At 57.2% G+C, this 25,094-nt stretch carries 22 protein-coding genes and 4 tRNA genes; 7 read left to right on the top strand and 19 right to left on the bottom strand.

Annotated elements, in window-relative coordinates:
* Positions 1-26: 26 nt before the first annotated feature.
* Positions 27-923, top strand: coding sequence for an EamA family transporter RarD (gene rarD / locus ACHH0Z_RS21475; protein WP_008501539.1), 897 nt, complete (start codon positions 27-29; stop codon positions 921-923).
* Positions 924-1,007: 84 nt separating this feature from the next.
* Here the strand turns inward: rarD and corA are convergent, their stop codons facing one another.
* The 8 genes from corA to ACHH0Z_RS21435 form a co-directional block, all read right to left on the bottom strand.
* Positions 1,008-1,958, bottom strand: coding sequence for a magnesium/cobalt transporter CorA (gene corA, locus ACHH0Z_RS21470; protein WP_008501540.1), 951 nt, complete (start codon positions 1,956-1,958; stop codon positions 1,008-1,010).
* A 150-nt stretch (positions 1,959-2,108) separates the two neighbouring features.
* Entirely contained in the window at positions 2,109-2,165 is a 57-nt protein-coding gene (ysgD, locus tag ACHH0Z_RS21465) for a YsgD/CorL family protein (RefSeq protein ID WP_212743980.1), read from the bottom strand.
* Positions 2,166-2,314: 149 nt separating this feature from the next.
* Complete coding sequence (gene uvrD / locus ACHH0Z_RS21460) at positions 2,315-4,477, bottom strand: DNA helicase II (protein WP_021242849.1); 2,163 nt, start codon at positions 4,475-4,477, stop codon at positions 2,315-2,317.
* 107 nt (positions 4,478-4,584) lie between these two features.
* Complete coding sequence (yigB, locus tag ACHH0Z_RS21455; RefSeq protein WP_008501542.1) at positions 4,585-5,301, bottom strand: 5-amino-6-(5-phospho-D-ribitylamino)uracil phosphatase YigB; 717 nt, start codon at positions 5,299-5,301, stop codon at positions 4,585-4,587.
* Complete coding sequence (xerC, locus tag ACHH0Z_RS21450; RefSeq protein ID WP_008501543.1) at positions 5,301-6,203, bottom strand: tyrosine recombinase XerC; 903 nt, start codon at positions 6,201-6,203, stop codon at positions 5,301-5,303. The genes yigB and xerC overlap by 1 nt, the downstream gene beginning before the upstream one ends.
* Entirely contained in the window at positions 6,200-6,907 is a 708-nt protein-coding gene (locus ACHH0Z_RS21445) for a DUF484 domain-containing protein (protein WP_008501544.1), read from the bottom strand. Before ACHH0Z_RS21445 ends, xerC begins: the two co-directional genes overlap by 4 nt.
* Entirely contained in the window at positions 6,904-7,728 is an 825-nt protein-coding gene (gene dapF / locus ACHH0Z_RS21440; protein WP_045408970.1) for a diaminopimelate epimerase, read from the bottom strand. The genes ACHH0Z_RS21445 and dapF overlap by 4 nt, the downstream gene beginning before the upstream one ends.
* Before the next feature lie 35 nt (positions 7,729-7,763).
* Positions 7,764-7,967: a lipoprotein gene (locus ACHH0Z_RS21435; RefSeq protein WP_021242847.1), complete on the bottom strand. Its 204-nt coding sequence runs from the start codon at positions 7,965-7,967 to the stop codon at positions 7,764-7,766.
* A gap of 135 nt (positions 7,968-8,102) precedes the next feature.
* Between ACHH0Z_RS21435 and cyaY the strand changes: the two genes are divergently transcribed.
* Positions 8,103-8,423, top strand: coding sequence for an iron donor protein CyaY (cyaY, locus tag ACHH0Z_RS21430; RefSeq protein ID WP_032654016.1), 321 nt, complete (start codon positions 8,103-8,105; stop codon positions 8,421-8,423).
* 91 nt (positions 8,424-8,514) lie between these two features.
* On the opposite strand, the gene cyaA is transcribed toward cyaY, so the two are convergent.
* The gene (cyaA, locus tag ACHH0Z_RS21425; RefSeq protein ID WP_008501547.1) at positions 8,515-11,058 is read right to left on the bottom strand and encodes a class I adenylate cyclase; all 2,544 of its coding nucleotides are present in this window, start codon (positions 11,056-11,058) and stop codon (positions 8,515-8,517) included.
* A gap of 349 nt (positions 11,059-11,407) precedes the next feature.
* Here cyaA and hemC point away from each other — a divergent pair, with 349 nt between their 5' ends.
* The 5 genes from hemC (at position 11,408) to ACHH0Z_RS21400 (ending at position 16,889) form a co-directional block, all read left to right on the top strand.
* Complete coding sequence (gene hemC / locus ACHH0Z_RS21420; protein ID WP_045408972.1) at positions 11,408-12,349, top strand: hydroxymethylbilane synthase; 942 nt, start codon at positions 11,408-11,410, stop codon at positions 12,347-12,349.
* Positions 12,346-13,086 carry a uroporphyrinogen-III synthase gene (gene hemD, locus ACHH0Z_RS21415; protein ID WP_021242845.1) on the top strand — a complete coding sequence of 247 codons (741 nt, stop codon included), beginning with the start codon at positions 12,346-12,348 and terminating at the stop codon, positions 13,084-13,086. Before hemC ends, hemD begins: the two co-directional genes overlap by 4 nt.
* Before the next feature lie 20 nt (positions 13,087-13,106).
* Positions 13,107-14,303, top strand: coding sequence for a uroporphyrinogen-III C-methyltransferase (gene hemX / locus ACHH0Z_RS21410; protein ID WP_044597487.1), 1,197 nt, complete (start codon positions 13,107-13,109; stop codon positions 14,301-14,303).
* A 2-nt stretch (positions 14,304-14,305) separates the two neighbouring features.
* On the top strand, positions 14,306-15,505 hold the full coding sequence (gene hemY, locus ACHH0Z_RS21405) for a protoheme IX biogenesis protein HemY (protein WP_045408974.1): 1,200 nt from the start codon (positions 14,306-14,308) through the stop codon (positions 15,503-15,505).
* Positions 15,506-15,677: 172 nt separating this feature from the next.
* Positions 15,678-16,889: an MFS transporter gene (locus ACHH0Z_RS21400; protein WP_045408975.1), complete on the top strand. Its 1,212-nt coding sequence runs from the start codon at positions 15,678-15,680 to the stop codon at positions 16,887-16,889.
* Positions 16,890-17,395: 506 nt separating this feature from the next.
* Here ACHH0Z_RS21400 and ACHH0Z_RS21395 read toward each other — a convergent pair.
* From ACHH0Z_RS21395 to rffA, 10 genes are all read right to left on the bottom strand, one after another.
* Positions 17,396-17,472, bottom strand: a tRNA-Pro gene (locus ACHH0Z_RS21395).
* 45 nt (positions 17,473-17,517) lie between these two features.
* Positions 17,518-17,603 (bottom strand) — tRNA-Leu (locus ACHH0Z_RS21390).
* Positions 17,604-17,624: 21 nt separating this feature from the next.
* Positions 17,625-17,700: transfer RNA gene (locus ACHH0Z_RS21385), tRNA-His, on the bottom strand.
* Between the two features lie 67 nt (positions 17,701-17,767).
* Positions 17,768-17,844: transfer RNA gene (locus tag ACHH0Z_RS21380), tRNA-Arg, on the bottom strand.
* A gap of 102 nt (positions 17,845-17,946) precedes the next feature.
* The gene (locus tag ACHH0Z_RS21375) at positions 17,947-19,332 is read right to left on the bottom strand and encodes an amino acid permease (protein WP_008501553.1); all 1,386 of its coding nucleotides are present in this window, start codon (positions 19,330-19,332) and stop codon (positions 17,947-17,949) included.
* A gap of 197 nt (positions 19,333-19,529) precedes the next feature.
* Complete coding sequence (wecG, locus tag ACHH0Z_RS21370; protein WP_032675636.1) at positions 19,530-20,270, bottom strand: lipopolysaccharide N-acetylmannosaminouronosyltransferase; 741 nt, start codon at positions 20,268-20,270, stop codon at positions 19,530-19,532.
* A gap of 12 nt (positions 20,271-20,282) precedes the next feature.
* Positions 20,283-21,635, bottom strand: coding sequence for an ECA oligosaccharide polymerase (gene wzyE / locus ACHH0Z_RS21365; protein ID WP_021242840.1), 1,353 nt, complete (start codon positions 21,633-21,635; stop codon positions 20,283-20,285).
* The gene (locus ACHH0Z_RS21360; protein ID WP_045408977.1) at positions 21,632-22,711 is read right to left on the bottom strand and encodes a TDP-N-acetylfucosamine:lipid II N-acetylfucosaminyltransferase; all 1,080 of its coding nucleotides are present in this window, start codon (positions 22,709-22,711) and stop codon (positions 21,632-21,634) included. Before ACHH0Z_RS21360 ends, wzyE begins: the two co-directional genes overlap by 4 nt.
* A complete protein-coding gene (wzxE, locus tag ACHH0Z_RS21355) occupies positions 22,708-23,958 on the bottom strand; it encodes a lipid III flippase WzxE (protein WP_008501558.1) in 1,251 nt (416 codons plus the stop codon). The genes ACHH0Z_RS21360 and wzxE overlap by 4 nt, the downstream gene beginning before the upstream one ends.
* 1 nt (position 23,959) lies before the next feature.
* Complete coding sequence (gene rffA / locus ACHH0Z_RS21350) at positions 23,960-25,090, bottom strand: dTDP-4-amino-4,6-dideoxygalactose transaminase (RefSeq protein WP_008501559.1); 1,131 nt, start codon at positions 25,088-25,090, stop codon at positions 23,960-23,962.
* Positions 25,091-25,094: the final 4 nt, after the last annotated feature.

The following is a 25,094-nucleotide window of genomic DNA, read 5'->3' as shown; positions in this document are numbered from 1 at the left end:
TCACTTTTTTGTAACGGATTTTCCCGATGGATGCTAAACAGACGCGGCAGGGCGTTTTACTCGCCCTTGCCGCTTATTTTATTTGGGGTATCGCCCCGGCGTACTTCAAGCTAATCGCCTACGTTCCGGCTGATGAGATCCTCACTCACCGCGTCATCTGGTCGTTTTTCTTTATGATTGCGCTGATGAGCCTCAGCCGTCAGTGGTCGGGCGTCAAAACGCTGCTGCAGACCCCGAAGAAGATCTTCCTGCTGGCGCTCTCTGCCGTGCTGATTGGCGGTAACTGGCTGCTGTTTATCTGGGCAGTGAATAACCATCACATGCTCGAAGCGAGCCTGGGGTACTTCATCAATCCGCTGGTGAACATCGTGCTGGGGATGATTTTCCTCGGTGAGCGCTTCCGCCGGATGCAGTGGGTGGCGGTGATTCTGGCCTTCTGCGGCGTGCTGGTGCAGCTGTGGACGTTCGGCTCGCTGCCGATTATCGCCCTCGGTCTGGCGTTCAGCTTTGCCTTCTACGGCCTGGTGCGTAAGAAGATTGCGGTGGAAGCGCAGACGGGGATGCTGTTTGAAACCCTGTGGCTGCTGCCGGTGGCGGCGATTTATCTCTTCGGCATTGCCGACAGCCCAACCAGCCACATGGGCAGCAATCCGTGGTCGCTGAACCTGATGCTGATGGCGGCGGGCGTAGTAACCACCATTCCACTGCTGTGCTTCACCGGTGCAGCGACGCGCCTGCGTCTCTCCACGCTGGGCTTCTTCCAGTACATTGGCCCGACGCTGATGTTCCTGCTGGCAGTGGTGTTTTACGGCGAAGTGCCGGGTGCGGATAAGATGGTGACGTTCGCCTTTATCTGGGTGGCATTGGCGATCTTTGTTGCGGATGCGATTTATACCCAGCGCAGGGGGCGCAAAGGGCTGTAGTGCCTTTTTGCCGGATGGCGGCTGCGCCTTATCCGGCCTACAAGATCTGTAGGCCCGGTAAGCGTAGCGCCACCGGGCGGATTCTCAAAGCCAGTTACGACGCTTAAAGTACAGATACGGTGCCAGCCCGGCGAGGATCATAAAGATAATCGCCCCCGGGTAGCCAAAGCTCCACTTCAGCTCAGGCATAAACTCAAAGTTCATCCCGTAGCTGGACGCCACCAGCGTCGGCGGCAGGAACACCACGGACACCACCGAGAAGATCTTGATGATGCGGTTCTGCTCGATGTTGATAAAGCCCATCGCCGCCTGCATCAGGAAGTTCACTTTCTGGAACAGGGATTCGTTGTGCGGCAGCAGGGATTCGATATCGCGCAGGATCTCACGCGCCTGCTCCAGCTGACCGCCAGGCAGACGCGCCTTGCGCACCAGGAAGTTCAGCGCGCGCTGGGTATCCATCAGACACAAGCGCACCTTCCAGCCGATATCTTCCAGCTCCGCCAGCGTTGAGAGCGCTTCGTCGTACTCATCGCCCTGATGGCCTTCCATGATCACCCGGCTCAGCTTTTCCAGATCGCTGTAGATGTTTTCAATCTCGTCTGCCAGCTGTTCAATTTTGGTCTCGAACAGATCGAGCAGCAGTTCATAGGCGTTGCCGTCCACCATCGCCTGGCTGCGGGCGCGCATGCGGTAGAGGCGGAATGCCGGTAGCTCACGCTCGCGCAGGGTAAACAGGCGGCCGTCGCGAATGGTAAATGCCACGGTGGAGTTGCCCGCGTGGTCTTCGGCATCTTCGAAGAAGAAGAAGGAGTGAATGTGCAGGCCGTCTTCGTCTTCAAAAAAACGGGCGGATGCTTCGATGTCTTCCAGTTCCGGGCGCGTTGCCAGGCTTTGCCCCAGCTCAGATTGTACGCGAAGGCGCTCATCGTCGTCCGGCTCGACCAGATCCACCCATACGGCATCAATGAGGGGCTGTGACTCTTCGGCTTCAAGCCGAGTCAGTCGGTTATTTTCGAGTTGAAATGCGCTCAACATGACCGGGACTCCCAATGCAAAAAATATCGGACAGTTCGGTGGGCACACAGAAACAAATTGGGTTTCAGACCATTAAACAGCCTGACTCAGCGCGACGGGAATAATGCAGTCGCTGACAACCACTAAGGCCATCAGCAAGAGGAGATAGCCTTAGGAGTTGTTCCTGGATGACAGGGAATTGAGCCAGTATCTACTGGGTGTGTCCAAGGCGAATGTCCTCTTAGCGTAATCGTGCGCGCATGTTACGCCAGCTATAACTGTGGCGTCAACACGCAACGAAACGCTGAAGGGCATTAATTGACCTTCAACGTATAAGGCTAGCAGATTATTACAAAATAATGATATTTTTCTGAAAGTTAGACTGTTTCCAGCTTCGCGTAGGCGGCCACCAGCCATTTGATCCCCTGCCCCTGGAACGCCACCTGCAGGCGGCTGTGCTCGCCGCTGCCTTCCAGATTCACAATGGTGCCTTCGCCAAACTTCGAATGGCGCACGCGCTGGCCCAGCTTGTAGCCGGTGTCGGTTTCCGCAATCGGCGAGCCCATGCGCTGATGGCTGACCGGACGGCTGATGCTCGCCCGCAGACGTACCTCTTCGACACACTCTTCCGGCAGTTCACCGATAAAGCGCGACGGACGGTGGTAGACCTCTTTACCATAGAGACGTCGGGTTTCAGCGTAGGTCAGCGTCAGCTTCTGCATCGCTCGCGTCACGCCCACGTAGGCCAGACGGCGCTCCTCTTCCAGACGGCCGCCCTCATCCAGCGACATCTGGCTCGGGAACATCCCCTCTTCCATCCCGACAATAAACACCTGCGGGAACTCCAGACCTTTGGCGGAGTGCAGGGTCATGAGCTGAACCGCATCCTGCCAGGTGTCCGCCTGCCCTTCCCCCGCTTCCAGCGCGGCGTGGGAGAGGAATGCCTGCAGCGGCATCAGGTCCTCGTCTTCTTCGTTGTAGCTGAACTGGCGCGTTGCCGTGACCAGTTCCTCTAAGTTCTCAATACGGGTCTGGCCCTTCTCGCCTTTTTCCTGCTCGTACATGGTGCGCAGGCCGGAGTCTTTAATCACCCGGTCGGTCTGCACATGCAGCGGCATGTCGGCGGTTTCCTGCGCCAGGGCGTCAATCAGTTCAAGGAAGCGCTGCAGGGCGCTGGCCGCGCGTCCGGCAAGGGCCTTTTCCTGCAGCAGCTCGCGGCACGCCTGCCACAGCGTCAGCTGACGGTCGCGCGAGGCCTGACGCACCACGTCCAGCGTACGGTCGCCAATCCCGCGGGTCGGCGTGTTGACCACGCGTTCAAACGCCGCGTCGTCGTTACGGTTGGCAATCAGACGCAGATACGAGAGCGCATCTTTGATTTCCTGACGTTCGAAGAAGCGCATACCGCCGTAAATGCGGTACGGCATCCCCACCTGCAGCAGCGCCTCTTCCAGCACGCGCGACTGGGCGTTGCTGCGATAGAGAATGGCGCACTGCTCCAGCGCGCCGCCGTTGTCCTGCCAGGTTTTGATGCGGTTGACCACGAAGCGCGCTTCGTCGAGCTCGTTGAAGGCGCAGTAAATCGAAATCGGTTCGCCGTCGACGCCGTCGGTCCACAGTTTTTTACCCAGACGCCCGTTGTTGTTTTCAATCAGGGCGTTGGCCGCGCTGAGGATATTGCTGGTCGAGCGGTAGTTCTGCTCCAGACGGATGGTTTCGGCGCCGGGGAAGTCGTTAAGGAAGCGCTGAATGTTTTCCACCTGCGCGCCTCGCCAGCCGTAGATGGACTGATCGTCATCGCCCACGATCATCACCTTGCCGGTATCGCCGGCCAGCAGGCGGATCCATGCGTACTGGATGTTGTTGGTATCCTGGAATTCGTCCACCAGAATGTTGGTGAAGCGTTCGCGGTAGTGCTGCAGGATGTGCGGCTTGTTGAGCCACAGCTCGTGAGCGCGCAGCAGCAGCTCGGCGAAATCCACCAGGCCGGCGCGATCGCACGCTTCCTGATAGGCCTTGTAGACGTTCTGCCAGGTCTGCTCGACCGGGTTGCCGAAGCTCTGAATGTGGTGCGGGCGCAGCCCCTCGTCTTTCTGACCGTTGATGTACCACATCGCCTGACGCGGCGGCCACTGCTTCTCGTCGAGGTTCATCGCCTTGATCAGGCGCTTCAGCAAACGGAGCTGATCTTCGCTGTCGAGGATCTGGAAATCCTGCGGCAGGTTGGCGTCCATGTGGTGCGCGCGCAGCAGGCGGTGCGCCAGACCGTGGAAGGTACCGACCCACATGCCGCCCTGGCTGGTGCCCATCAGCTGCGCGATGCGGTGGCGCATCTCCGCCGCCGCCTTGTTGGTGAACGTGACCGCCATGATGGAGTACGGCGAGCAGTTTTCCACGCTCTGCAGCCAGGCGATACGGTGAACCAGCACGCGCGTCTTACCACTGCCCGCTCCAGCCAGCACCAGCAGGTTGGTGCGCGAGGCGGCAACCGCATCACGCTGTTTGTCATTAAGGCTGTCGAGCAGGTAAGAAACGTCCATTGGCACCGTCACATAGTATTCAGGAACAGAGCAAAACGCCCGGTGGCGCTTCGCTTACCGGGCCTACAACAGCAAAACCCTGGTAATTTATACAATATTACTGGTGATTATATCAGCGTCGTGAGGGATGCCAACCGCGAAATTTCCACGTGCGGCAGAAGACGGCTATCGGAGGCGATCATCAGGTCAGCATTTTCCGGCTTGATCCAGCAGGCCTGCATGCCGCAGCGGATGGCGCCCGCCACGTCTGTGGTCAGGTCATCCCCCACGTGCAGGATCTCACCCAGCGGCAGGTTAAGCTTATCCGCCGCCAGATGGTACATGTCGCTGAACGGCTTCGCGCGCCCGTGAGGACCCGCACGCAGCACGAACTCAAAGTAATCGCTGAGGCCGAACAGCTCCGGCTGGGCATTGCCGTTGGTGATGGCCACCAGCGGCCACTTTTCGGCAAGCGTCGCCAGCGTGTCGTGGGTTTCCTGCGGCACGTCGATACGGCTGCGCCATTTGGCGAAGTTTTCCATGGCCGCTTCTGCCCCAATCGCGGCATCCTGCGCGCTCAAACCCACGTTGAGCATCGCCTGCTCAACCGCGCGACGACGCCATTCGGTCACGTCGTGGTAAATGTCCGGCTCGGTCTCCCGCAGGGACTGACGCAGCTTCTGGAAGTCCTTGTTCTGCATCGTCTTCAGCGCGGGATGATAGTTCTGCACAAACGCCAGCGACTCCTGCTCGGTACGCAGGATCACCTCGCGGTTGTCATAAAGAGTGTCATCAAGGTCAAACGTCAGGGCTGAGATCTGACCGAGTGGGCGGTAAAAACGCATTATTTCCCCCGTTTGGCGCGTGGATGCGCCGCGTCATACACCGAGGCAAGGTGTTGGAAGTCTAAGTGGGTATAAATTTGAGTCGTCGACAGGTTCGCGTGGCCAAGCAGTTCCTGCACGCCGCGCAGATCGCCGCTCGACTCAAGCATGTGTGTTGCAAAGGAGTGGCGCAGCTTGTGCGGATGCACGTGGCTGTTTAGCCCCTGCTTAATGCCCCACTCCGCAAAGCGCTTCTGCACGTTACGCGCCGAGATCCGCTTGCCGAGTTTCGACAGGAACAGCGCATCTTCGTCGGTGCCAAACAGCCCGCGCAGGTCAAGCCAGTGCTCAATCCAGGAGACCGCATTGCGGCCAATCGGCAGGCGGCGCTCTTTGCTGCCCTTCCCCATTACCCACACTTCGCCCGATTCCAGGTCGAGATGCTTGAGATCAAGGTTGACGAGTTCAGACAGACGCAGCCCGGCACCGTACATCACCTCCAGCATCGCGCGATCGCGGACGGCCAGCGGATCGTTCAGATCGATATCCAGCAGGCGGTTTACGTCGTCAACGTCAATATTTTTAGGCAGATGGCGCGGCGCTTTCGGCGTAGCGATCCCTTTTGCCGGGTTGGCTTTTATGCCGCCCTGGCTGACCAGCCAGTCGAAGAAGCTGCGCAGCGCAGAGAGCCTGAGCGCCAGGCTTGCCGGGCTGAGGTTTTTTTTGCGGCTACGCACGACGAACGCGCGTACCGTCGCAGCATCACATTGTTGCCAGCTTTTCAGGCCGATCTCGTCGGCGATCTGCATGATGGCATCAAGCTGACGCTGATAGTTAAGCAGCGTAATGGGGCTAAGCTGGCGTTCCACGCCGAGATAGCGTAGAAAGCGTGAGACGTCAGTGGCGAGCAGTCCGTCCGTCATACGCGCTCAATCCAGCGCTCCAGCAGCTCAGGCAGCATCAGGGCGATCTCCTGCAGCAGGTGCGTGGCTTGCCCCTGCTCATAGTGATGCGCGTCGCGGCTGGTAAATAAGATGACGCCCAGATCGCCATCGCGCCCCATCAGCGACATCGCCACCGAGCCAATCGCTTTGGCCTCCGGTAACACCACCAGCAGCTCAGGTCCGTTAAGCGGCCCCAGATAGTGGTGCTCATGGCCCAGACGCTGAATGCGCAGCGGTTCAAACGCCTGACGGCTCAGTGCCAGATGGGTAAATCCCGACGGTGCGCCGATGCGCCAGCGGTCAGGGAAAAGACGAATCGTTGCACCCGCCAGCCCCAGCTCGCGGGCCCAGCGGTGGAAGCGGCTGAGGAACTCGTCAAGACTGTGCGCCGACGCCAGACGCGCCTGCAGATGCAGCAGACGATAGAACAGGCTTTCATTGGTGCTGGCCTGCTCCATCAGCAGCGTCATGTTCTCTTCAAGCTGGCTGATGTGGTTGCGCGCGCGCGCCATGTGCCATTCCACCAGCGACACGGTTCCGCGAACCGGATGCGGCACGCGCATCTCTTCGACGACGCGTGCATTGCGAATAAAAAACTCAGGATTGCGCAGCAGATAATCAACAACAGCTCTGTCGTCCAGTTCCGTCACTGTTTCCTGCAGTTCTTCCCCTGGTTGTTTCATAGATGGATAAACCCGTCATAGACATGTGCCGCCGGGCCCGTCATATACAGTGGATGACCCGGTCCTTTCCAGGCGATATCAAGCCGACCGCCCGGTAATTCCACGCGAACCTCTTCAGCCAGTAACCCCTGGGAGATGCCCACGGCCACTGCCGCACAGGCTCCGCTTCCGCAGGCCTGCGTCTCGCCCGCACCGCGCTCGTAAACCCGCAGACGAATGTGCTCGCGCTTCACCACCTGCATAAAACCGATGTTCGCGCGCTCCGGGAAACGTTCGTGGCTTTCCAGCACCGGGCCGAGCGTTTCGACCGCCGCGGTTTCCACATCATCAACCTGAATCACGCAGTGTGGGTTACCCATTGAGACGACGCCGCACAATACTGTCTGCTCGGCCGCCCGCATAATATAGGTCTTTTCCGCTTTGTTTGCGCGAAACGGCACGACGGAAGGCTCGAAGTTAGGCTCGCCCATGTTCACGCGCACCAGCTCATCATCGGTGACGCTGAGCACCATGCGACCATTGGCCGTGCTGACGCGAATATCACGCTTGTTAGTCAGCCCTTTCAGGCGGACAAAGCGGGCGAAACAGCGCGCGCCGTTGCCGCACTGGTTCACTTCGCTGCCGTCCGAGTTAAAAATACGGTAGTGGAAATCGAGGTCGGGATCGTACGGCGGCTCAACCACCAGCAGCTGATCGAACCCCACGCCCAGATGCCGATCCGCCAGACGACGGATCAGTTCCGGTGAGAAAAACACATTCTGCGTTACCGCGTCGACGACCATAAAATCGTTGCCAAGGCCATGCATTTTAGAGAACTGCATCATTTGCTCCATTGCGCGGGTACAGAACGTTGTCGTCAGAGATTAACCTGAGTCGGGCCGCCGTTGTCGCCACGGTCGTTAGTATCTGGCGTGGAAGACTCAATGCCGCTGTTAACCGGTTTCGTCGGCGGCGGTGCGGTTTTATCCGCAGGCGGAAAGTACAGTGGTCCCTTCAGTCCGCAGCCAGTCAGGCTAAACAGCGTGATGAGAACGGCAAGCGTTCGGAAAGCGTTTTTCATTATAAAATTGCCCGTAAGTTCAAATCTGTTTCTATCATCGCAGGAGAAGACACAAAAGCAAGAGTTTGCCGCTTTCCTGCAATGGGAATTATTTAGGGTTATACTGCCGGCATCACGAAAAACAGGAACAAAACCATGAACGACAGTGAATTCCATCGCCTTGCCGACAACCTGTGGATGACCATCGAAGAGCGTCTTGACGACTGGGACGGCGAAAGCGATATCGATTGTGAAATCAACGGCGGTATTCTGACCCTGAGCTTCGAAAATGGCAGCAAAATTATTATTAACCGTCAGGAGCCGCTTCACCAGGTGTGGCTGGCGGCCAAACAGGGCGGCTATCACTTCGATCTGAAGGGTGATGAGTGGGTGTGCGACCGTAGCGGCGTACCGTTCTGGGATCTGCTGGAACAGGCCGCGACCGCGCAGGCGGGTGAGGAAGTGCGTTTCAGGTAGTTTTGTTGCCCGGTGGCGGCTGCGCCTTACCGGGCCTACAACGGCTCGAACCGTAGACCGGGTAAGCGTAAGCGCCACCCGGCGAAAAGGCTCAGGAGAAATACTGCTGCAACAGCGGCGCGGTGTCCTGATTGGCAGGCGCGGCAGGCGTGACGGCCTGAGTGCGGAACGGGATCACCTGCGCACGGCCATCGACGTTCACAATCTGGTAGAACTGCGGCAGGTTAAAGTTGATAAAGCTTGAGCCGTAGGTAAAGCGGTCATGCGAAGAGGAGTAGAAGCGGCTGACGTCGCGCACCAGCTCCTCTTTACTACCTTCACAATGGTGATACACCTCGGCGCGGTTGGTCTCATCCAGAATGTAGATGTTGAACCCGGCATCGTCGCCCGACTCTTCAAAGAAGAACTGAATAATCCCTTCACTGGCAAAGCCGTCCACCACCTGCGGGAGCTTAACGTGGTTGGTTTCCACCTGCACCGACAGGCCATGCAGCTTGTTATGCGAAATCGCGCCGTAGAATTCAATGGCGTTTTCCAGCTTCTGTACCGAGACGTTGAGACGTTCAAAGAACAGGCCCCAGGTCTGGCCGGAGACGCGCAGCGCTTTAAAGCGCCCGGTTTCCTGACGGGTACTGGAGAGACGCAGCTCGATACACTCGGAGACCAGCTGCTGCACGCGGGTACGAATCAATCCACGCAGGTGCTGGCTGTAGCAGAACACTTCCACGCTGTCCGGCGGCGCGGCATCCTGGTGCATCTTGCCGAGAATGGTTTTCAGCGCTTCGATCATCGCCTGCTCGCCGTTGAAGTGCAGGGTACGCACTTCGTTCCACGAGTTGCGGTACAGCAGGTCCACGCTGCCCACCAGGCAGTTTTGCTGCTCGCCAAAGCTAAAGACGTCCAGCTTGCGGAAGTCAAAATGGACCACCTGATTGCGGAAGGCCGCCGTCGGGTCGTATTCCAGGTTGACGATGATCGCCAGATGGCGAATCTCGCACGGGCTGTAGAGCGCTTTTGGCGTCGGCGCAGGCAGACGCAGCGGGAAGTGGTGCGACACATCCGCGACCATCTCCTGCAGCTTAGCGAGATCGACCACCTCGTTGCCTTTGATAAACAGGCGCGTGCGCGAGGTCAGCAGGCCGTTAAACCAGGCCCAGGCCACCAGCTTGTTCAGATAGCGGTTATATTCCAGCGGCTGATGGCTGATGATGGAATCCATGCTTGGCGCACGGTTGTACAGATACCACCCGGTGCGGTTCGCGCGGCCCGGCGGCACGTAGATAAAGGTCAGGTTCGGTTCTGACAGGTCAGGAGAAATCTGCGGGTTAACCAGCGTGACTTTACCCGGCAGCGCTTCAAACGCGGCGTACAGCTTACGGGTCAATACCCCGATGTCCTGCGGGCTGGCGGAAACGCTGAGGTTGTTGCGGCGCGCAAAGCGAATCAGATTACGGTAGCTTTGCATCATCGCATCGAGCAGTTCGTTGTGCGCTTCACGCACCTGATCGATTTTCCAGTTGGCCCGGTTGTCGAGCATGGACAGACGCGCGTCGTCCCATCCCCACTCTTTGACTAACTGGCTGACCACTTCACGACGCCAGCCCACGCAGGCGCGTTCGCGGCTCAACTTCTCACAGACTTTGAGATAGAAACATCGACGTACCAGGTCCAGACGCGTGGTGTCATCAATGGCTTTCAGGTATTCGGTCACGCGCTCCAGCATCATGCAGTAAGCGTCCAGCCCGAAGGAGACGATCTCCCCGTCGTGCAGGCGCTGCTTGATGTCTTTTGCCAGCAGGCGCGGCGTCGGGTATTCCCAGGAGTAGGCTTCAAGCAGCAGCGTTTTCAGCACCGCTTTGTACGGTGAGTCGATACTCTTATAGAGCTGCCAGAGGCTTGCGCCGAAATACTCTTCCGCAGACAGTGAGCTGAGACCGCCGAGGTCCAGCCATTCGTTTGGCGTCAGTACGCCCTGCGCATAAAGCGACATGACGTAATCGTCGTAATGCTCTTCTTCTTCGCACGGGACCATATTCCACAGAATACGTTTCCCGGCCAGGCGAACGGCAGTACGGTAGAATTCATCCAGCAATAAGATGTGCTGGGTCGAGCCGCAGTCCTCACCACCCAGACTGCCGCTTTCGTTATGGCGGAAACGGTTTTCATCAATCAGGAAGAAGCTCACTTCCACGCCGAGCGAGGCCGCCCAGCTCTCCAGCAGGCTGCATTTACGCTGCAGCAGCTGACGCTCTTCGTTATCGAGCCAGGACTGATGACAGACCCAGATGTCCAGGTCAGAAGAACAGCTTTGCCCTACCGATGAGGTGCTCCCCATAGAGTAAACGCCGGTAATCGGCAGTTCACCTTTCGGGGACTCCTGTGGCGGCATGCCCCGGTAGAGTTCCAGCTCGTTCAAATAATGCTGTTGGGTTTCATCAGGCGTGAAAAGGCAAATGCCCTGGGGAACGTTACCATCAAGGTAGCCAGGCATCAGCGGGTGGTGATAGTGCAATAATGTCGGCAGCAGACTGTATACCTGCTGGAAAGCAGGGCCCATAGCAGCAAGCGCGCGATCCACACGCAGTTGATTTATGGCATCCAGTCTCTGTTTCAGAGTCTCAATATAGAGGTACAAGACGTATCGCCTGATGTTTCCGGGTGTCGCAGCTATTCAAAACACGAGTAACAGCGGACCCGCAGTATTTCAAAAAGATAACCGTTACCCTTTTTCGCCCTTATCATTTTTGGTGGTACCGACGAAAAAATGGTCTAAAACGTGATCAATTTAACACCTTGCCGATTGACCGTAAAGAAAGATGCGCTACATACAAGTGTAGCACCGTTCTGTACGTGTAAATTCCTGAATACGGCTATGGCTGACGAATACGCCGCCTTGTCCCTCTCACGCTTCATCAACCGTAAAACTGCCATCCCAGAGTCAACAATGTTAGGATGGTTAGCGATTGATAATGACGGTAACAAGCATGTTAGACAATGTTTTGAGAATTGCCACACGCCAAAGCCCTCTCGCGCTCTGGCAGGCACATTATGTGAAGCAGCGCCTGGAAGCCTGCCACAGTGGATTGCGCGTCGAGCTGGTGCCGATGGTCACGCGCGGTGACGTGATCCTCGATACGCCGCTGGCGAAAGTGGGCGGCAAGGGCCTGTTTGTCAAAGAACTGGAACTGGCATTGCTTGAGAACCGCGCCGATATCGCCGTACATTCGATGAAAGATGTGCCCGTCGAGTTCCCGGAAGGGCTGGGGCTAGTGACCATCTGCGAGCGCGAAGACCCGCGCGATGCGTTTGTCTCTAACCGCTATGACTCGCTCGACGCGCTGCCAGCGGGTAGCGTGGTTGGTACGTCGAGTTTACGCCGTCAGTGTCAGCTGGCGGAGCGTCGTCCTGACCTGATCATCCGCTCGCTGCGCGGTAACGTCGGCACGCGTCTGGGCAAGCTGGATAATGGCGATTACGATGCCATTATCCTCGCCGTTGCCGGCCTGAAGCGTCTGGGGCTGGAAGAACGTATTCGCGTAGCGCTGCCGCCAGAGCTCTCACTGCCCGCTGTTGGCCAGGGTGCCGTCGGCATCGAGTGCCGTCTGGACGATGCGCGTACCCGCGAGCTGCTTGCCCCACTGAATCATGACGAAACCGCTACGCGCGTAAAAGCGGAGCGGGCGATGAATACCCGCCTCGAAGGCGGGTGCCAGGTGCCAATTGGCAGCTATGCTGAATTGACGAATGGCGAACTGTGGCTGCGCGCGCTGGTAGGCGCCCCGGACGGTTCGCAGATGGTGCGCGGCGAACGTCGCGGTAACGCGCAAGATGCCGAAAAGCTTGGCGTGTCGCTGGCGGAAGAGTTACTGGATAACGGCGCCCGCGAGATCCTGGCTGACGTATATAATGGAGAGCCCCCTGCATGAGTATTCTCGTCACCCGCCCTTCTCCCGCAGGAGAGCAGTTAGTGAGCCGTCTGCGCGCACTGGGGCAGGTGGCCTGGAGTTTTCCGCTCATTGAATTCTCCCCCGGTCGCGAGCTCTCTGCGCTCGCCGACCAGATGAATACCCTTCAGGACGGTGACCTGCTGTTTGCGCTGTCGCAGCATGCCGTGGAATTTGCCCACGCACAGCTGCAGCAGCAGGACATGGCCTGGCCAACCGCCCCCGGCTATTTCGCGATTGGCCGCACAACGGCACTGGCGCTGCATACCGTAAGCGGCGCGGACGTTCGTTACCCGTTAGATCGGGAAATCACTGAAGTCTTGCTACAATTACCTGAATTACAAACTGTTGCCGGAAAGCGTGCGCTCATTTTGCGCGGCAATGGGGGGCGCGAGCTGCTGGGCGAAACGCTGCGTGAACGTGGTGCGAACGTGACGTTCGTTGAGTGCTATCAGCGCTGTGCAAAACACTACGATGGCGCGGAAGAGGCGATGCGCTGGCACGCGCGAGGCATCAATACACTGGTGGTCACCAGCGGTGAAATGTTACAACAGCTTTGGACGCTGATACCGCTTTGGTATCGCGAAAACTGGTTACTCCGCTGTCGGCTTCTGGTCGTCAGTGAGCGTCTGGCGAACCAGGCCCGGGAACTGGGCTGGCAGGATATTCGGATCGCTGATAACGCCGACAACGATGCGCTGCTGCGCGCATTACAATAACTCTCAAATGGGAAGCCATAATGACGGAACACGACAAATCCTCCGCCGTGGTTGAAGAGACCAGGGAGACTGTGGAGACGACGCCACAGCCAGAGACGACTGAGAAAACCGCTGAGAAGAAAAACGGCAGCAACAAAACAAGCCTCACGCTGAGCGCGATTGCCATCGCCATTGCGCTGGCAGCGGGAGTTGGCCTGTACGGGCTGGTGAAGCAACAGAGCGCTAACCAGACGTCCACCAGCGATGCGCTGGTGAATCAGCTCACTGCCCTGCAAAAAGAGCAGGAGACGCAGAAAACCGAGCTGGAAGCCGTGATTAAGCAGCAGGCCGCCGCGCTTGCCGAAGCGAACAGCAAACAGGAAGAGCTGACCAAACAGCTGGGTGAAGTACAGCAGAAAGTCGCCACGATTTCCGGCACCGATGCCAAAACCTGGCTGCTCTCGCAGGCTGACTTCCTGGTGAAGCTCGCCGGACGTAAGCTCTGGAGCGATCAGGACGTCACCACTGCCGCCGCGCTGCTGAAAAGCGCCGATGCGAGCCTGGCAGACATGAACGACCCGAGCCTCATTACCGCCCGTCGCGCGATTACCGAAGACATCGCCAGCCTCTCCGCCGTTTCGCAGGTGGATTACGACGGCATTATCCTTAAAGTGAATCAGCTGTCGAATCAGATTGATAACCTGCAGCTGGCGGATAACAACGACGACGACTCCCCGATGGATTCCGACGGTACGGAGCTTTCCAGCTCGCTGAGCGAATGGCGCATAAACCTGCAGAAAAGCTGGCAGAACTTTATGGACAGCTTTATCACTATCCGCCGTCGCGACGAAACTGCCGTACCGCTGCTCGCGCCGAACCAGGACATCTATCTGCGCGAGAACATTCGTTCCCGCCTGCTGGTGGCGGCCCAGGCCGTGCCGCGTCATCAGGAAGAGACCTATAAACAGGCGCTGGATAACGTCTCAACGTGGGTACGCGCTTACTACAACACCGATGATGCGACGACCACCGCCTTCCTCGAAGACATTGATAAGCTGAGTCAGCAGAACATCACCATGAACGTGCCGGACAAGCTGACCAGCCAGCCGATTCTGGAGAAACTGATGCAGACGCGCGTGCGTAACCTGCTGGCGCAGCCGGGCGTGCCGGCTGAGCAAACGGGCGGAGCGGCACCTGCTCCGGCTCCTGCGCCTGAAAGCGCACCGCAGGGAGAGTAACGATGCTAAAAGTCCTCTTACTCTTTATCCTGCTGATCGCCGGGATCGTCCTGGGACCTATGCTTGCGGGTCATCAGGGTTATGTCCTGATCCAGACCGATAACTACAACATTGAAACCAGCGTAACGGGTCTGACGATCATTCTGATCCTCGGCGTGGTGGTGCTGTTTGCGATCGAGTGGATCCTGCGCCGTATTTTCCGTACCGGTGCCCATACCCGCGGCTGGTTCGTTGGCCGTAAGCGCCGTCACGCCCGTAAACAGACCGAGCAGGCGCTGCTTAAGCTCGCAGAGGGTGACTATCAGCAGGTTGAAAAGCTGATGTCGAAAAACGCCGACCATGCCGAACAGCCGGTGGTGAACTATCTGCTGGCGGCCGAAGCGGCGCAGCAGCGCGGTGATGAAGCCCGCGCTAATCAGCATCTGGAGCGAGCGGCTGAGCTGGCTCACGGCGACCCGATTCCGGTGGAAATCACGCGCGTTCGTCTGCAGCTGGCACGCAATGAGAATCACGCGGCTCGCCACGGTATCGACCGTCTGCTGGAAGTCGCGCCGCGTCATCCGGAAGTGCTGCGCCTTGCCGAGCAGGCCTATATTCGTACCGGCGCCTGGGGCTCACTGCTGGACATCATTCCGTCGATGGCGAAGGCCGAGGTGGGCGACGATGAACATCGTGATGAGCTTCAGCGTCTGGCGTGGATTGGCCTGATGGATCAGGCGCGCGCAGACCTGGGCAGCGACGGTCTGAAAACGTGGTGGAAGAATCAGAGCCGTAAAACGCGTCAGCAGGTTCCTCTGCAGGTGGCGATGGCGGAACATCTCATCGAGTGTGACGATCACGACACGGCTCAGGCGATCCTCCTCGACGGTCTGAAGCGTCAGTACGACGATCGTCTGGCGATGGTGATCCCGCGCCTGAAAACCAACAATCCTGAGCAAATCGAAAAAGTGCTGCGTCAGCAGATTAAAACCGTCGGCGATCGACCGCTGCTGTGGAGCACGCTCGGCCAGTCGTTGATGAAGCACGGCGAATGGCAGGAGGCGAGCCTCGCCTTCCGTGCAGCGCTGAAGCAGCGTCCGGACGCCTTCGACTACGCCTGGCTTGCCGATACGCTGGACAAGCAGCATAAGCCGGAAGAGGCCGCCGCCATGCGCCGTGACGGACTGTTGCTGACCCTGCAAAACAACGGTACCCAGCAATAATCAAAAAGGAGGCCAGACGGCCTCCTTTTTTTATCGCCTTTCTGCTGCTACATTCTTTACACCTATATCCGCTAACGAAAACGCCAATGTAACGATCTCTTTTCATTAACTTTTTCTCACACACGCGCACATTCTGCAGCGTGGATTAAATCGTTTTTGAAAGGAAATCGTCATGAACTCGCTTCTGTATGCGCTGGTTGAAGCGCTGCGCTGCCACCGCTGGCTGCGCCTCCTTGCTTGTGCTTTTATCTTTTCTTCGCTGGGGAATGGCTTAACCCAGGTCGTGGTCTTCGGCTTGCTGTTAGCATGGTCAGCCCCGCTCGCACTGCTCACCCTCGCTTTTCTTTTCGCTACGGTGCCGGGGTTTATCGGGAGTACGATCGGCGAAAAGCTGTGCTCCCGATGTTCTCCGATCGCCCTGCTGATACTGACCGAGGCACTGGGATTGCTCGCCCTGCTCTTTCCCCTCCTTGGTGTGGGTTATCACAGCGTTACCGCGTTACTCGCCGTGCAATCCACCGAAGCGCTGCTCAGCGGGATGAGCTGGCCCGCGCTGACGTTGCTCTTCAAGCGCGGTCTCAGCGAAGCGGAGCTGCCTGCTGCGACCTGTCTGGAAAATGTGATTTTTGCTTCTCAGGTTTTGCTGGGGACCGGCCTGGGCGTGATGCTGTTTCAGAAGATATCCGTATTTACCCTGCTAGCCATTGATGCCGCCAGCTTTCTCGGGTCACTGCTCATGCTATGGCTGGCTGGACGCCGGTTTTCTGCGCCATCACTCCCGTCCCTCGAGGAAGAGGAAGCCCCTGCGGCATTACGCTGGCGGACGTTGACCGTTCGGCAGAAACGCAGTCTGCTCATCCTGCCAGCGCTGGCGGCCGTCGGCTCGCCGGCCATGGCACTGCTTCCGGCACTGGCACAGCAAATCCATCCTCAGGATGCGGCGGGCCTTGCTCTGCCGCTGCTTTTCGCCAGGAGCCTGGGACAGCTTTGCGGCCCCATGTTGCTAAAAAAAGAGAGCCTGACGCGCTTTGCCGCTCGCACGCCACGCATCATCGTTTGTCTCGGCATCTTTCTGGCCGCTTATGGAATGCTGCCGTTGTTGTCCGGGTGGATGGCATGTGCGCTGGGGATGATCTTTATCGCGCATCTGGCTTCGAATGTTCTGTTCGCGGCCGGGACGTTTAGCGTTCTCAGTAGTTTTCATATTACGCAAACCGCTTCGGCCAGTGGTAAAGCCTGGCGCTGGCAAACGCTCAGCGCCTCTCTCTTCACCGGCATCGCAGCGGCAGTGGCTGCCGGGTTTGGCTCAGTAGCCGCACTCTATGCTGTCTCGTCAGCGGCCCTGGTGATGGTTGCCCTGATCGTGCGCCGGTATCGGGAATAAGGCATAAAAAAACGCCTGCTATAAAAGCAGGCGTTAAAACAGGTCTGTAAGACAACATATTTGGTGCTTCACTCAACGTTATGTCCATGGTGTCTGATGAGGCCGAAGCGACATCTGTCAGTGGACGATAAGCACCGTAAATGGCTCTGCGTCATTCCGGAGTTTATGAGGCACGAAGGCGAACATAAGAGATGGAATGAGCATCTACACGCATATTATTGCACGTAACGTGCCAACATGACACGCAGAACTTTTACATGACGCAACATTTTAAGATAAAAGGAAATTATGCTGTTAAGCGTCGTCTTAATCGCTACAACATATCGGTCAACGCAGAAATATGTCGCCAGGAGGAGACAGCAAAACCTATGGATAGTAAATATGTTTATTTTCAATGCATTATATGTCGCTGAATCGCGACAATGAAACAGGGCGCTGTCGGGGAATCACTACAGGGGTGAAAAGTGGCACAAAACAAAAAACCCCGCCGAAGCGGGGTTCAAAATTGGTCGGCGAGAGAGGATTCGAACCTCCGACCCACTGGTCCCAAACCAGTTGCGCTACCAAGCTGCGCTACTCGCCGATGTACTGCTTTTTGAATTTTTAGTTCAATTCATTTAAAAAGTCGTGGTGCGAGGGGGGGGACTCGAACCCCCACATCCTAAGGACACTAACACCTGAAGCTAGCGCGTCTACCAATTCCGCCACCTTCGCAATTCACAACTCTTTCAATAATGGGGTGGCTAATGGGATTCGAACCCACGACAACTGGAATCACAATCCAGGGCTCTACCAACTGAGCTATAGCCACCACTGTATTCTTTCACGCGGTACTGACTACTTCTCAGACCACCGCAGCTCTAGCGCCGGGACTAAAATGGCGCGCCCGACAGGATTCGAACCTGAGACCTCTGCCTCCGGAGGGCAGCGCTCTATCCAGCTGAGCTACGGGCGCTTAGCGCCGTTGCGGGGCTGGATATTACGTACCTCCGTCCCCGCTGTCTAGTGCTTTTTTGAAAAAAATGCGCGTTTGGTTATCGTTTGCACATTTTGCCGCTTATTCCTCCACTTTCTGCGTGGTGGCACGGCGACCGAGACCAAAAAGCTTATAGGCAGCCGTTACAGCGGCCAGGAAGATCATCCCGACAAACAGCGACATGCGGGTATCTTCATTAAAGTACATTCCGATTAATACGCAAATCAGGAACGCCATCGTTAAATAGTTCGCATACGGGAACAGAATTGAACGGAACGGATGGCTTTCAATCGCCTTTTTATGCGCATGACGGAAACGCAGCTGGCTGATGAGGATAACAAACCACGGCACCATGCCCGGCAGGACGCTGGCGCTGTAGACGTAAACGAACACCCGCTGCGGATTGGGAATGATGTAATTCAGGCAAGAGCCAATCAGCAGGATCGCAATCGAAACCGCCACGCCCGCCACCGGCACGCCAGCACGTGACACTTTGCTCATCGCCGCAGGCAGCTGGTTATTCTTCGAGAGCGCATAGAGCATACGCCCACAGCTGTACATCCCGCTGTTACACCCTGACAGCGCTGCCGTCAGGACCACAAAGTTAATGATGCCCGCCGCCGCCGTGATACCAATTTTGGCAAAGGTTAAAACAAACGGGCTACCCGTCGTGCCAATTTCGTTCCACGGGAAGATGGTTACGATAACGAAGATCGCGCCCACATAGAAAATCAGGATGCGCCACAGCACTTTGCCCACCGCGCTACGCAGCGTGACCTGAGGATTTTTCGCTTCACCGGCAGTAATACCGATCAGCTCCACGCCCTGATACGAAGCCACAACGATACACAGCGCCGTCAGGAAACCCTTCCAGCCACCGGCAAAGAAGCCGCCGTTTTCGGTCAGGTTACCGAAACCGATAGCGTGTCCACCGTTGCCAAAGCCGAAGAAAATCACGCCCAGGCCAACAACAATCATCACGATGATGGTGGTGACTTTAATCATCGCGAACCAGAACTCGATCTCACCATAAAGACGCACGGCGGCCAGGTTTGCCAGCGCCACCAGCCCCACGGCAATAAGCGCGGGTATCCACTGGGCCATGTCCGGGAACCAGAACTGGACGTAGACCCCTATCGCGGTGATCTCGGAGATGCCCACCGCCATCCACATGAACCAGTATGACCAGGCTGTCAGGTAGCCGAAAAAGGGGCTCATATACCGGTGCGCGTAAACGGCGAAGGAGCCGGTTACCGGCTCCAGGAAGAGCATTTCGCCCATGGAACGCATGATGAAGAAAACAAACAGCCCGGCAATAATGTACGCCAGTAATACGGAAGGGCCTGCCCACTTGAGCGTGCTTGCGGAGCCCATAAACAGGCCCACGCCGATAGTGCCGCCCAGCGCTATCAGTTCAATATGACGAGCTTCCAGCCCACGCTGTAGCTCCGGTTTTTTCTCTGCCATAGATCCTCGATTGTGTTTGCTGTTTCCCGACTTAAGACCGGGTATTGTTTTTTAGGGGGACTAAAATACGGAGCGAATGGTTTCTTAAAATGTGCCAAATGGCAAACGATGCATAAAAAAAATGAATGCATTGCACAGATTATCAGCAGTTTTGCAGGCGAGTTGCAGCGCGAATAGCATATCGCGCTACATTTTGATTACATTTTCCCGGTGTAATGCCAGGCGAGGTAGCGAAGCAGACGGATCTGTCGTTTAATGCGTGTCGGCTGCGATAGCAGGCGGTACAGCCACTCCAGCCCCAGATTTTGCCAGATCTTCGGCGCACGCTTAACGTGGCCGGTAAAGACGTCGTACGTGCCGCCGACGCCCATGTAGAGAGCATCCGGGCAGACCAGACGACAGTCACGCATCAGGATCTCCTGGCGCGGGGACCCCATCGCCACGGTGACAATCTTCGCCCCGCTGTCACGAACGCGCTCAAACAGCGCCTGCCGATCTTCCGGTTTGAAGTAACCATCCTGGCTGCCGACAATATTAACATTCCATTGACGACGCAGTTTCTCTTCCGTCTGGGCCAGTATCTCCGGCTTCCCGCCAATCAGGAACACGGGCGTTCCCTGCGCGCCTGCACGGGCCATAAGCTGCTCCCAGAGATCGGCACCCGCCACGCGGGAAACATTAGCGTCAGGATACTTTTTACGGATAGAGCGAACCACGCTGATCCCGTCCGCGTATTTAAATTCGGCCGCGTCTATCAGGCTTTTGACTTCCGCGTTATCCTCAACCGCCAGCATCTTTTCCGCGTTGATGGCCACCAGCGTACCGGATTTCATCTGGCCGTCGGCGAACAGAAAATCCAGCGCGTGCTGCATGTCGCGCCAGCCAATCAGCTGCAGACCACGTAGCGCATAGCGCGGTGCAGAAATTCTATCAGTCATTACTATCCTTACTCAGACTTGCGACAGCGTTGTGCTGCCCTGCCGCTCGCGCCTGTGCACAAGCCCGGCGCTGTCAAACAGCCAGTACAACAGTTTGGCCAGTAACAGGCAGATGCCGAAAACGACCATGAAGAACACCACGCGCGAAACGAACGAGTCCAGACCTTCGCGCGCCAGAACGATCATATTGAAAATGGCACCAAAGCAGAAACTGTGCAAAATGGCCGCTTTATAGCGGTTGGTCTCTTCATTGCCACGCAGGTAAAGCCAGTCGAACCACTTGATAATCAGCCCTACGGCAACCGCTCCGGGGAGAATGAACCATGCCCCGCCCATCACCACCAGGGAACCGAGCAGTGTGGGTGAAATTGCCAGACCGGAATGGTTGTTCAGCACTTCCCAGGTGAAGTAATTCGCCGTATTCAGCACCACGCCAGGACGGTCCGGCCAGAGCCAGGAAGGGATAAAGACGTAGAAGTCGCGAACAATCGGCGCCAGCCCCTGGAAATCAATCTTGTCGTAATTTTGCAGCAGCAGTGCCAGGTTTTCCCATGGCGAGAACGTATCGCGCGTGAGGTAAAGGAACGTGTAAAACGCCTCATCACCCGCCACGTTCATCCCGTAGCGCTTTAGCGCCAGCCAGAACATTCCCACAATGCCAAACACGCCTGCTGCAACCAGCATCCAGAGCGAGATCCAGCCGCGGATAATGCCGATAAACAGGAAGATCGCGAAGGCGATGATGATGTTCGCGCGCGTACCGCCCACAATCATGTAGGTCAGGATGCCAAATGCGACGGTACTGACCAGGAAGAACAGCCACGCTTTGCTGTCCTGGCGCAGGAAGAAGATCACCAGCATCGCCGGGATGAAGAAGTAGAAGAAACGCTTAAGCGCCACGCCCGAGACTTCTGCCGAAAAAATCTGGCTGTAGGAGTGGAGTTTAAAAAGCAGGAAGCCGTTATGCATGAAGAAGATGCCAACGCTGACCAGGGCGATAGTCATCAGCATCACCCATGTCAGGTGGGTTTCCACCCGATTCATGGTAAAGAGCGCCCGGCGTGGGGCAGCTGTCTGCGCTGAACGCAGACGCGTTTTATAGGTGACGTAGTAAACCGCATAGAAGCAGGTCGCCGCCAGAAGCGCCTGGAGCAGAATGTCCGGCGGCGCGACGCTCACGTCAAAACGGAAGACCAGTATGCTGGTCAACGGGAAGCCGAAAAAGAACGTTAGCAGAAACAGTAACGAGAAGAAGACGTTAAAGTTGAAGCGCACGCGCCGGAATTCAAACCAGGTGAGCGTGGCGATGAACAGGCTGCTCAGAAGCCACACAACCAGTAAGCCGCTGAATTGCAACTGACTCATGCTTTGTCTCCTGCAGCGATACGCAGCGCGCGGTGCCACGGCGTGAGATAATTCGGGCTGAAAAAATCGATGCTGTTTTTATCCACCAGCGTGAGCTGACGTTGAGCTTCACGTACCACCTCGACATTCAGCGTGTCTGAGGTAAACAGCACCGGAATATGCTGCTCGGCCATGTCCTGCCAGAACGGGTTGTCGCGGTTGAGCACGCACGGTACACCTGCCTGAATCAGCAGGCACAGCGTGCCAATCCCCTGCTGCCGGGCAAAGATGAAATAACCGAGATCGCATTTTCTCAGCAGCGCAAGATATTCATCAAATTCCAGCTTATCGCTGAGGATGTGCAGATTTTCAGCGCTAAACAGCGCCAGCCCCTGCTGACGAACCTCGTCGATATAGGCGCTGTTGTTGGCGGGATAGCCCATCGGCACCACCACGTTCACCGTGTCGCCAAACTGCTGATGTACCGCCCTGAGCGCCGCGACATGTTCGTTACTGCGATCGCCGGAATTCCCCACCAGAATCGTCAGCTTGCCTTCACGCATCGCGTCATTCGCCATGGCGTTCAGCGCCGGATCCATGCGGGTGGGGAAATAGAGCAACTCGCCGCGCACGTTCGGGTGCTGTTTAGCAAAATAGTTGAGATCGCCGCGGGTAGCAAAAACGCAGCCTACGCGCCCCTGAGCCATGCGGCGCAGGGGATAAAAAAGACGGAATTTCCAGCCGCGGGAGACTTCATAAAGATCGGCTCCCCAGATATGCCAGCTGCACTGGGAGGGTTTAATCCCTCCGCTGAGAAGCGCCAGCCACAGGCCGGTATTGAACTGCCCGTGGAAAAAGAAACGTTGCTTACGATCCGCTTTGGCTTTGGCAACCACCGCCTTCGCCAGTGAGGCCTTATCCGGCCAGAAGCGAATCGTCAGTGCCGGAAACGCCTCGCTCAGGCCCTTATCCTGACCTGCAACCATAAACTCACGCGCATCAGGATCGCCCGATGCCAGCTCGTCGTTAAAGAACCGCAAAACGGTCTGGTTATGGTGTGGGATATCCGATCCCAGGATGTGAATCAGTGCAGTCATGCGCGTTTACGCCACAATAAAAATACACCGCAACAGGCGGCGAAATAAACGATATAGGTTGCCATGTAGGCCTGGGCCGCCCCCAGCGCACCGTGCGTGGGTATCAGCCAGTGTGAAAATGCCGTCAGTAAAACAAACTGGCTAATTTCCGCCAGGATATAGAGCCGAAGGGACGCTTTCGCGATCACCAGATAGCCGAAAACGTAAGCCCCCACTTTCAGTACATCACCCACCAGCTGCCAGGCAAAGAGATCGCGCATGGCGGTGAACTTCGCCGAGAACAGCAGCCAGATGGCGACATCGCGCAATAACCAGACGGTAAAGCTGGCAGCCGCGACGGCCGGCAATACAAAGCGCAGCGATCGGAAAATCTCGCGCGTTATGTCCTGTCTGGACGTCAGACGCGACAGGGTTGGCAGCAGGTAAACGCTAAAGGAAGCCGTAATAAACTGAAGATAGGCATCGGAAATACTGCTTACGCCCTGCCAGATCCCGACCTCATCCCAGCTATAGTGCGCCGCCAGCAGGTTTCGCATCATCACGTAGGCCACCGGCAGCGTGACGGAGGTGATGAGCGCCATCAGGGTAAATTTACCCAGTTGGCTGGCAAGCATCGAGTCCCATTGCGGTTTCAGGTAGCTCAGCGGAATGACGCCCCGACGCATCAGCATAAATGCCGCAGGCACAACCACCAGCGCCGGAACCAGCGCCAGCCCCAGCAGTGCGCCTTCATAGCCACCCAGGCGATAGCAGAAATAATAGGCAATCACGCCGATGACGCTGCCCAGGATCAACGCAAGCGCGTTCCCGGCAGCATCACGAAACCCTTTCATCAGCGCCAGCAGCAGGTTAGCCCAGGCAATCCCCATCTGCACCAATGCGACCAGACGCACCAGCCCCTGATAGTGGGTGTGACCGAATAATCCCTGGCTGATGGGCGCCGCCGCCAGCAGAAAGATGATCGCCATCAGGGTCGAAAAACCCGTGACCATCGCCGACGAGGTGCCCACCACCCTGCGGAGCTGGGCCGCATCATCATGATACTGAGCAACGTATTTGGTGACGCCGTTGAAGATACCGGCACCGGCCAGCACGCCAAGGACGGTGACAAGCTGACGGAAATTACCCGCCAGCCCCACTCCTGACGGGCCAAATGAGACGGCCAGGAGCTTGACGACCAACAGCCCGGCCCCAATTTTTACAAGCGTGGACGCGGCGGTCCACACCGATGCTTTTGCCAGAGACATATCAGCCGAAATAACTCAGGAGGGTATTAATCACCGTACGCTGGTTAACTGGCGCGAGGTTGTAGAACAGTGGCAGACGAAGCAAACGCTCACTTTCTTTGGTGGTGTAACGGTCTTCACCCGCGAATGTTCCAAACGCTTCGCCCGCCGGACTGGAGTGCAGCGGGATATAGTGGAACACCGCCATAATTTCGGCTTCTTTCAGCCAGGCGATGAGCTCGCTGCGGTCGTCGTTATCGCGCAGCTTGATGTAGAACATGTGTGCGTTGTGGACGCAATCCGCCGGAATCGTTGGCAGTGCAATACGCCCAGCTTTTGCCAGAGGTTCCAGCGCATCGTAATAGGTTTGCCACAGGGAGAGACGCTGCAGGTTGATGCGATCCGCGGCTTCCAGCTGCGCCCACAGGTACGCGGCCTGCAGATCCGCCATCAGATAGCTGGAGCCAATATCGCGCCAGGTGTATTTGTCTACCTGGCCGCGGAAGAACTGGCTGCGGTTGGTGCCTTTTTCGCGGATCACTTCCGCACGCTCCACGAGTGCCCGGTCGTTAATCAGCGTCGCGCCACCCTCTCCGCCTGCCGTGTAGTTTTTGGTTTCGTGGAAGCTAAAGCAGCCGATGTGGCCGATGGTGCCCAGCGCGCGTCCCTTGTAGGTCGACATCACGCCCTGCGCGGCATCTTCCACCACAAACAGGTTATGTTTTTTGGCGATGGCCATGATGGTGTCCATTTCACAGGCCACACCTGCGTAGTGAACCGGCACGATCGCGCGCGTTTTGTCGGTGATCGCCGCTTCAATCAGCGTCTCATCAATGTTCATGGTATCCGGGCGGATATCCACAAAGACGATTTTCGCCCCGCGCAGGACAAACGCATTCGCCGTGGAAACGAAGGTGTAGCTCGGCATGATCACTTCATCGCCGGGCTGGATATCCAGCAGCAGTGCGGCCATTTCCAGCGATGCCGTACAGGACGGGGTCAGCAGTACTTTGGCGCTGCGAAAACGCTGTTCCATCCACTGCTGACAGCGACGGGTGAAACCGCCGTCACCGCAGAGTTTGCCGCTGCCCATGGCAGACTGCATATAGTCGAGTTCCGTTCCGACGACGGGTGGTGCGTTAAATGGAATCATCTTG

This window comes from Enterobacter cloacae complex sp. 2024EL-00227, from assembly GCF_043945315.1.
Lineage (GTDB): Bacteria > Pseudomonadota > Gammaproteobacteria > Enterobacterales > Enterobacteriaceae > Enterobacter > Enterobacter roggenkampii.
The sequence above is the reverse complement of the archived record's forward strand: the minus strand, read 5'-3'. Positions and strand labels throughout refer to the sequence as shown.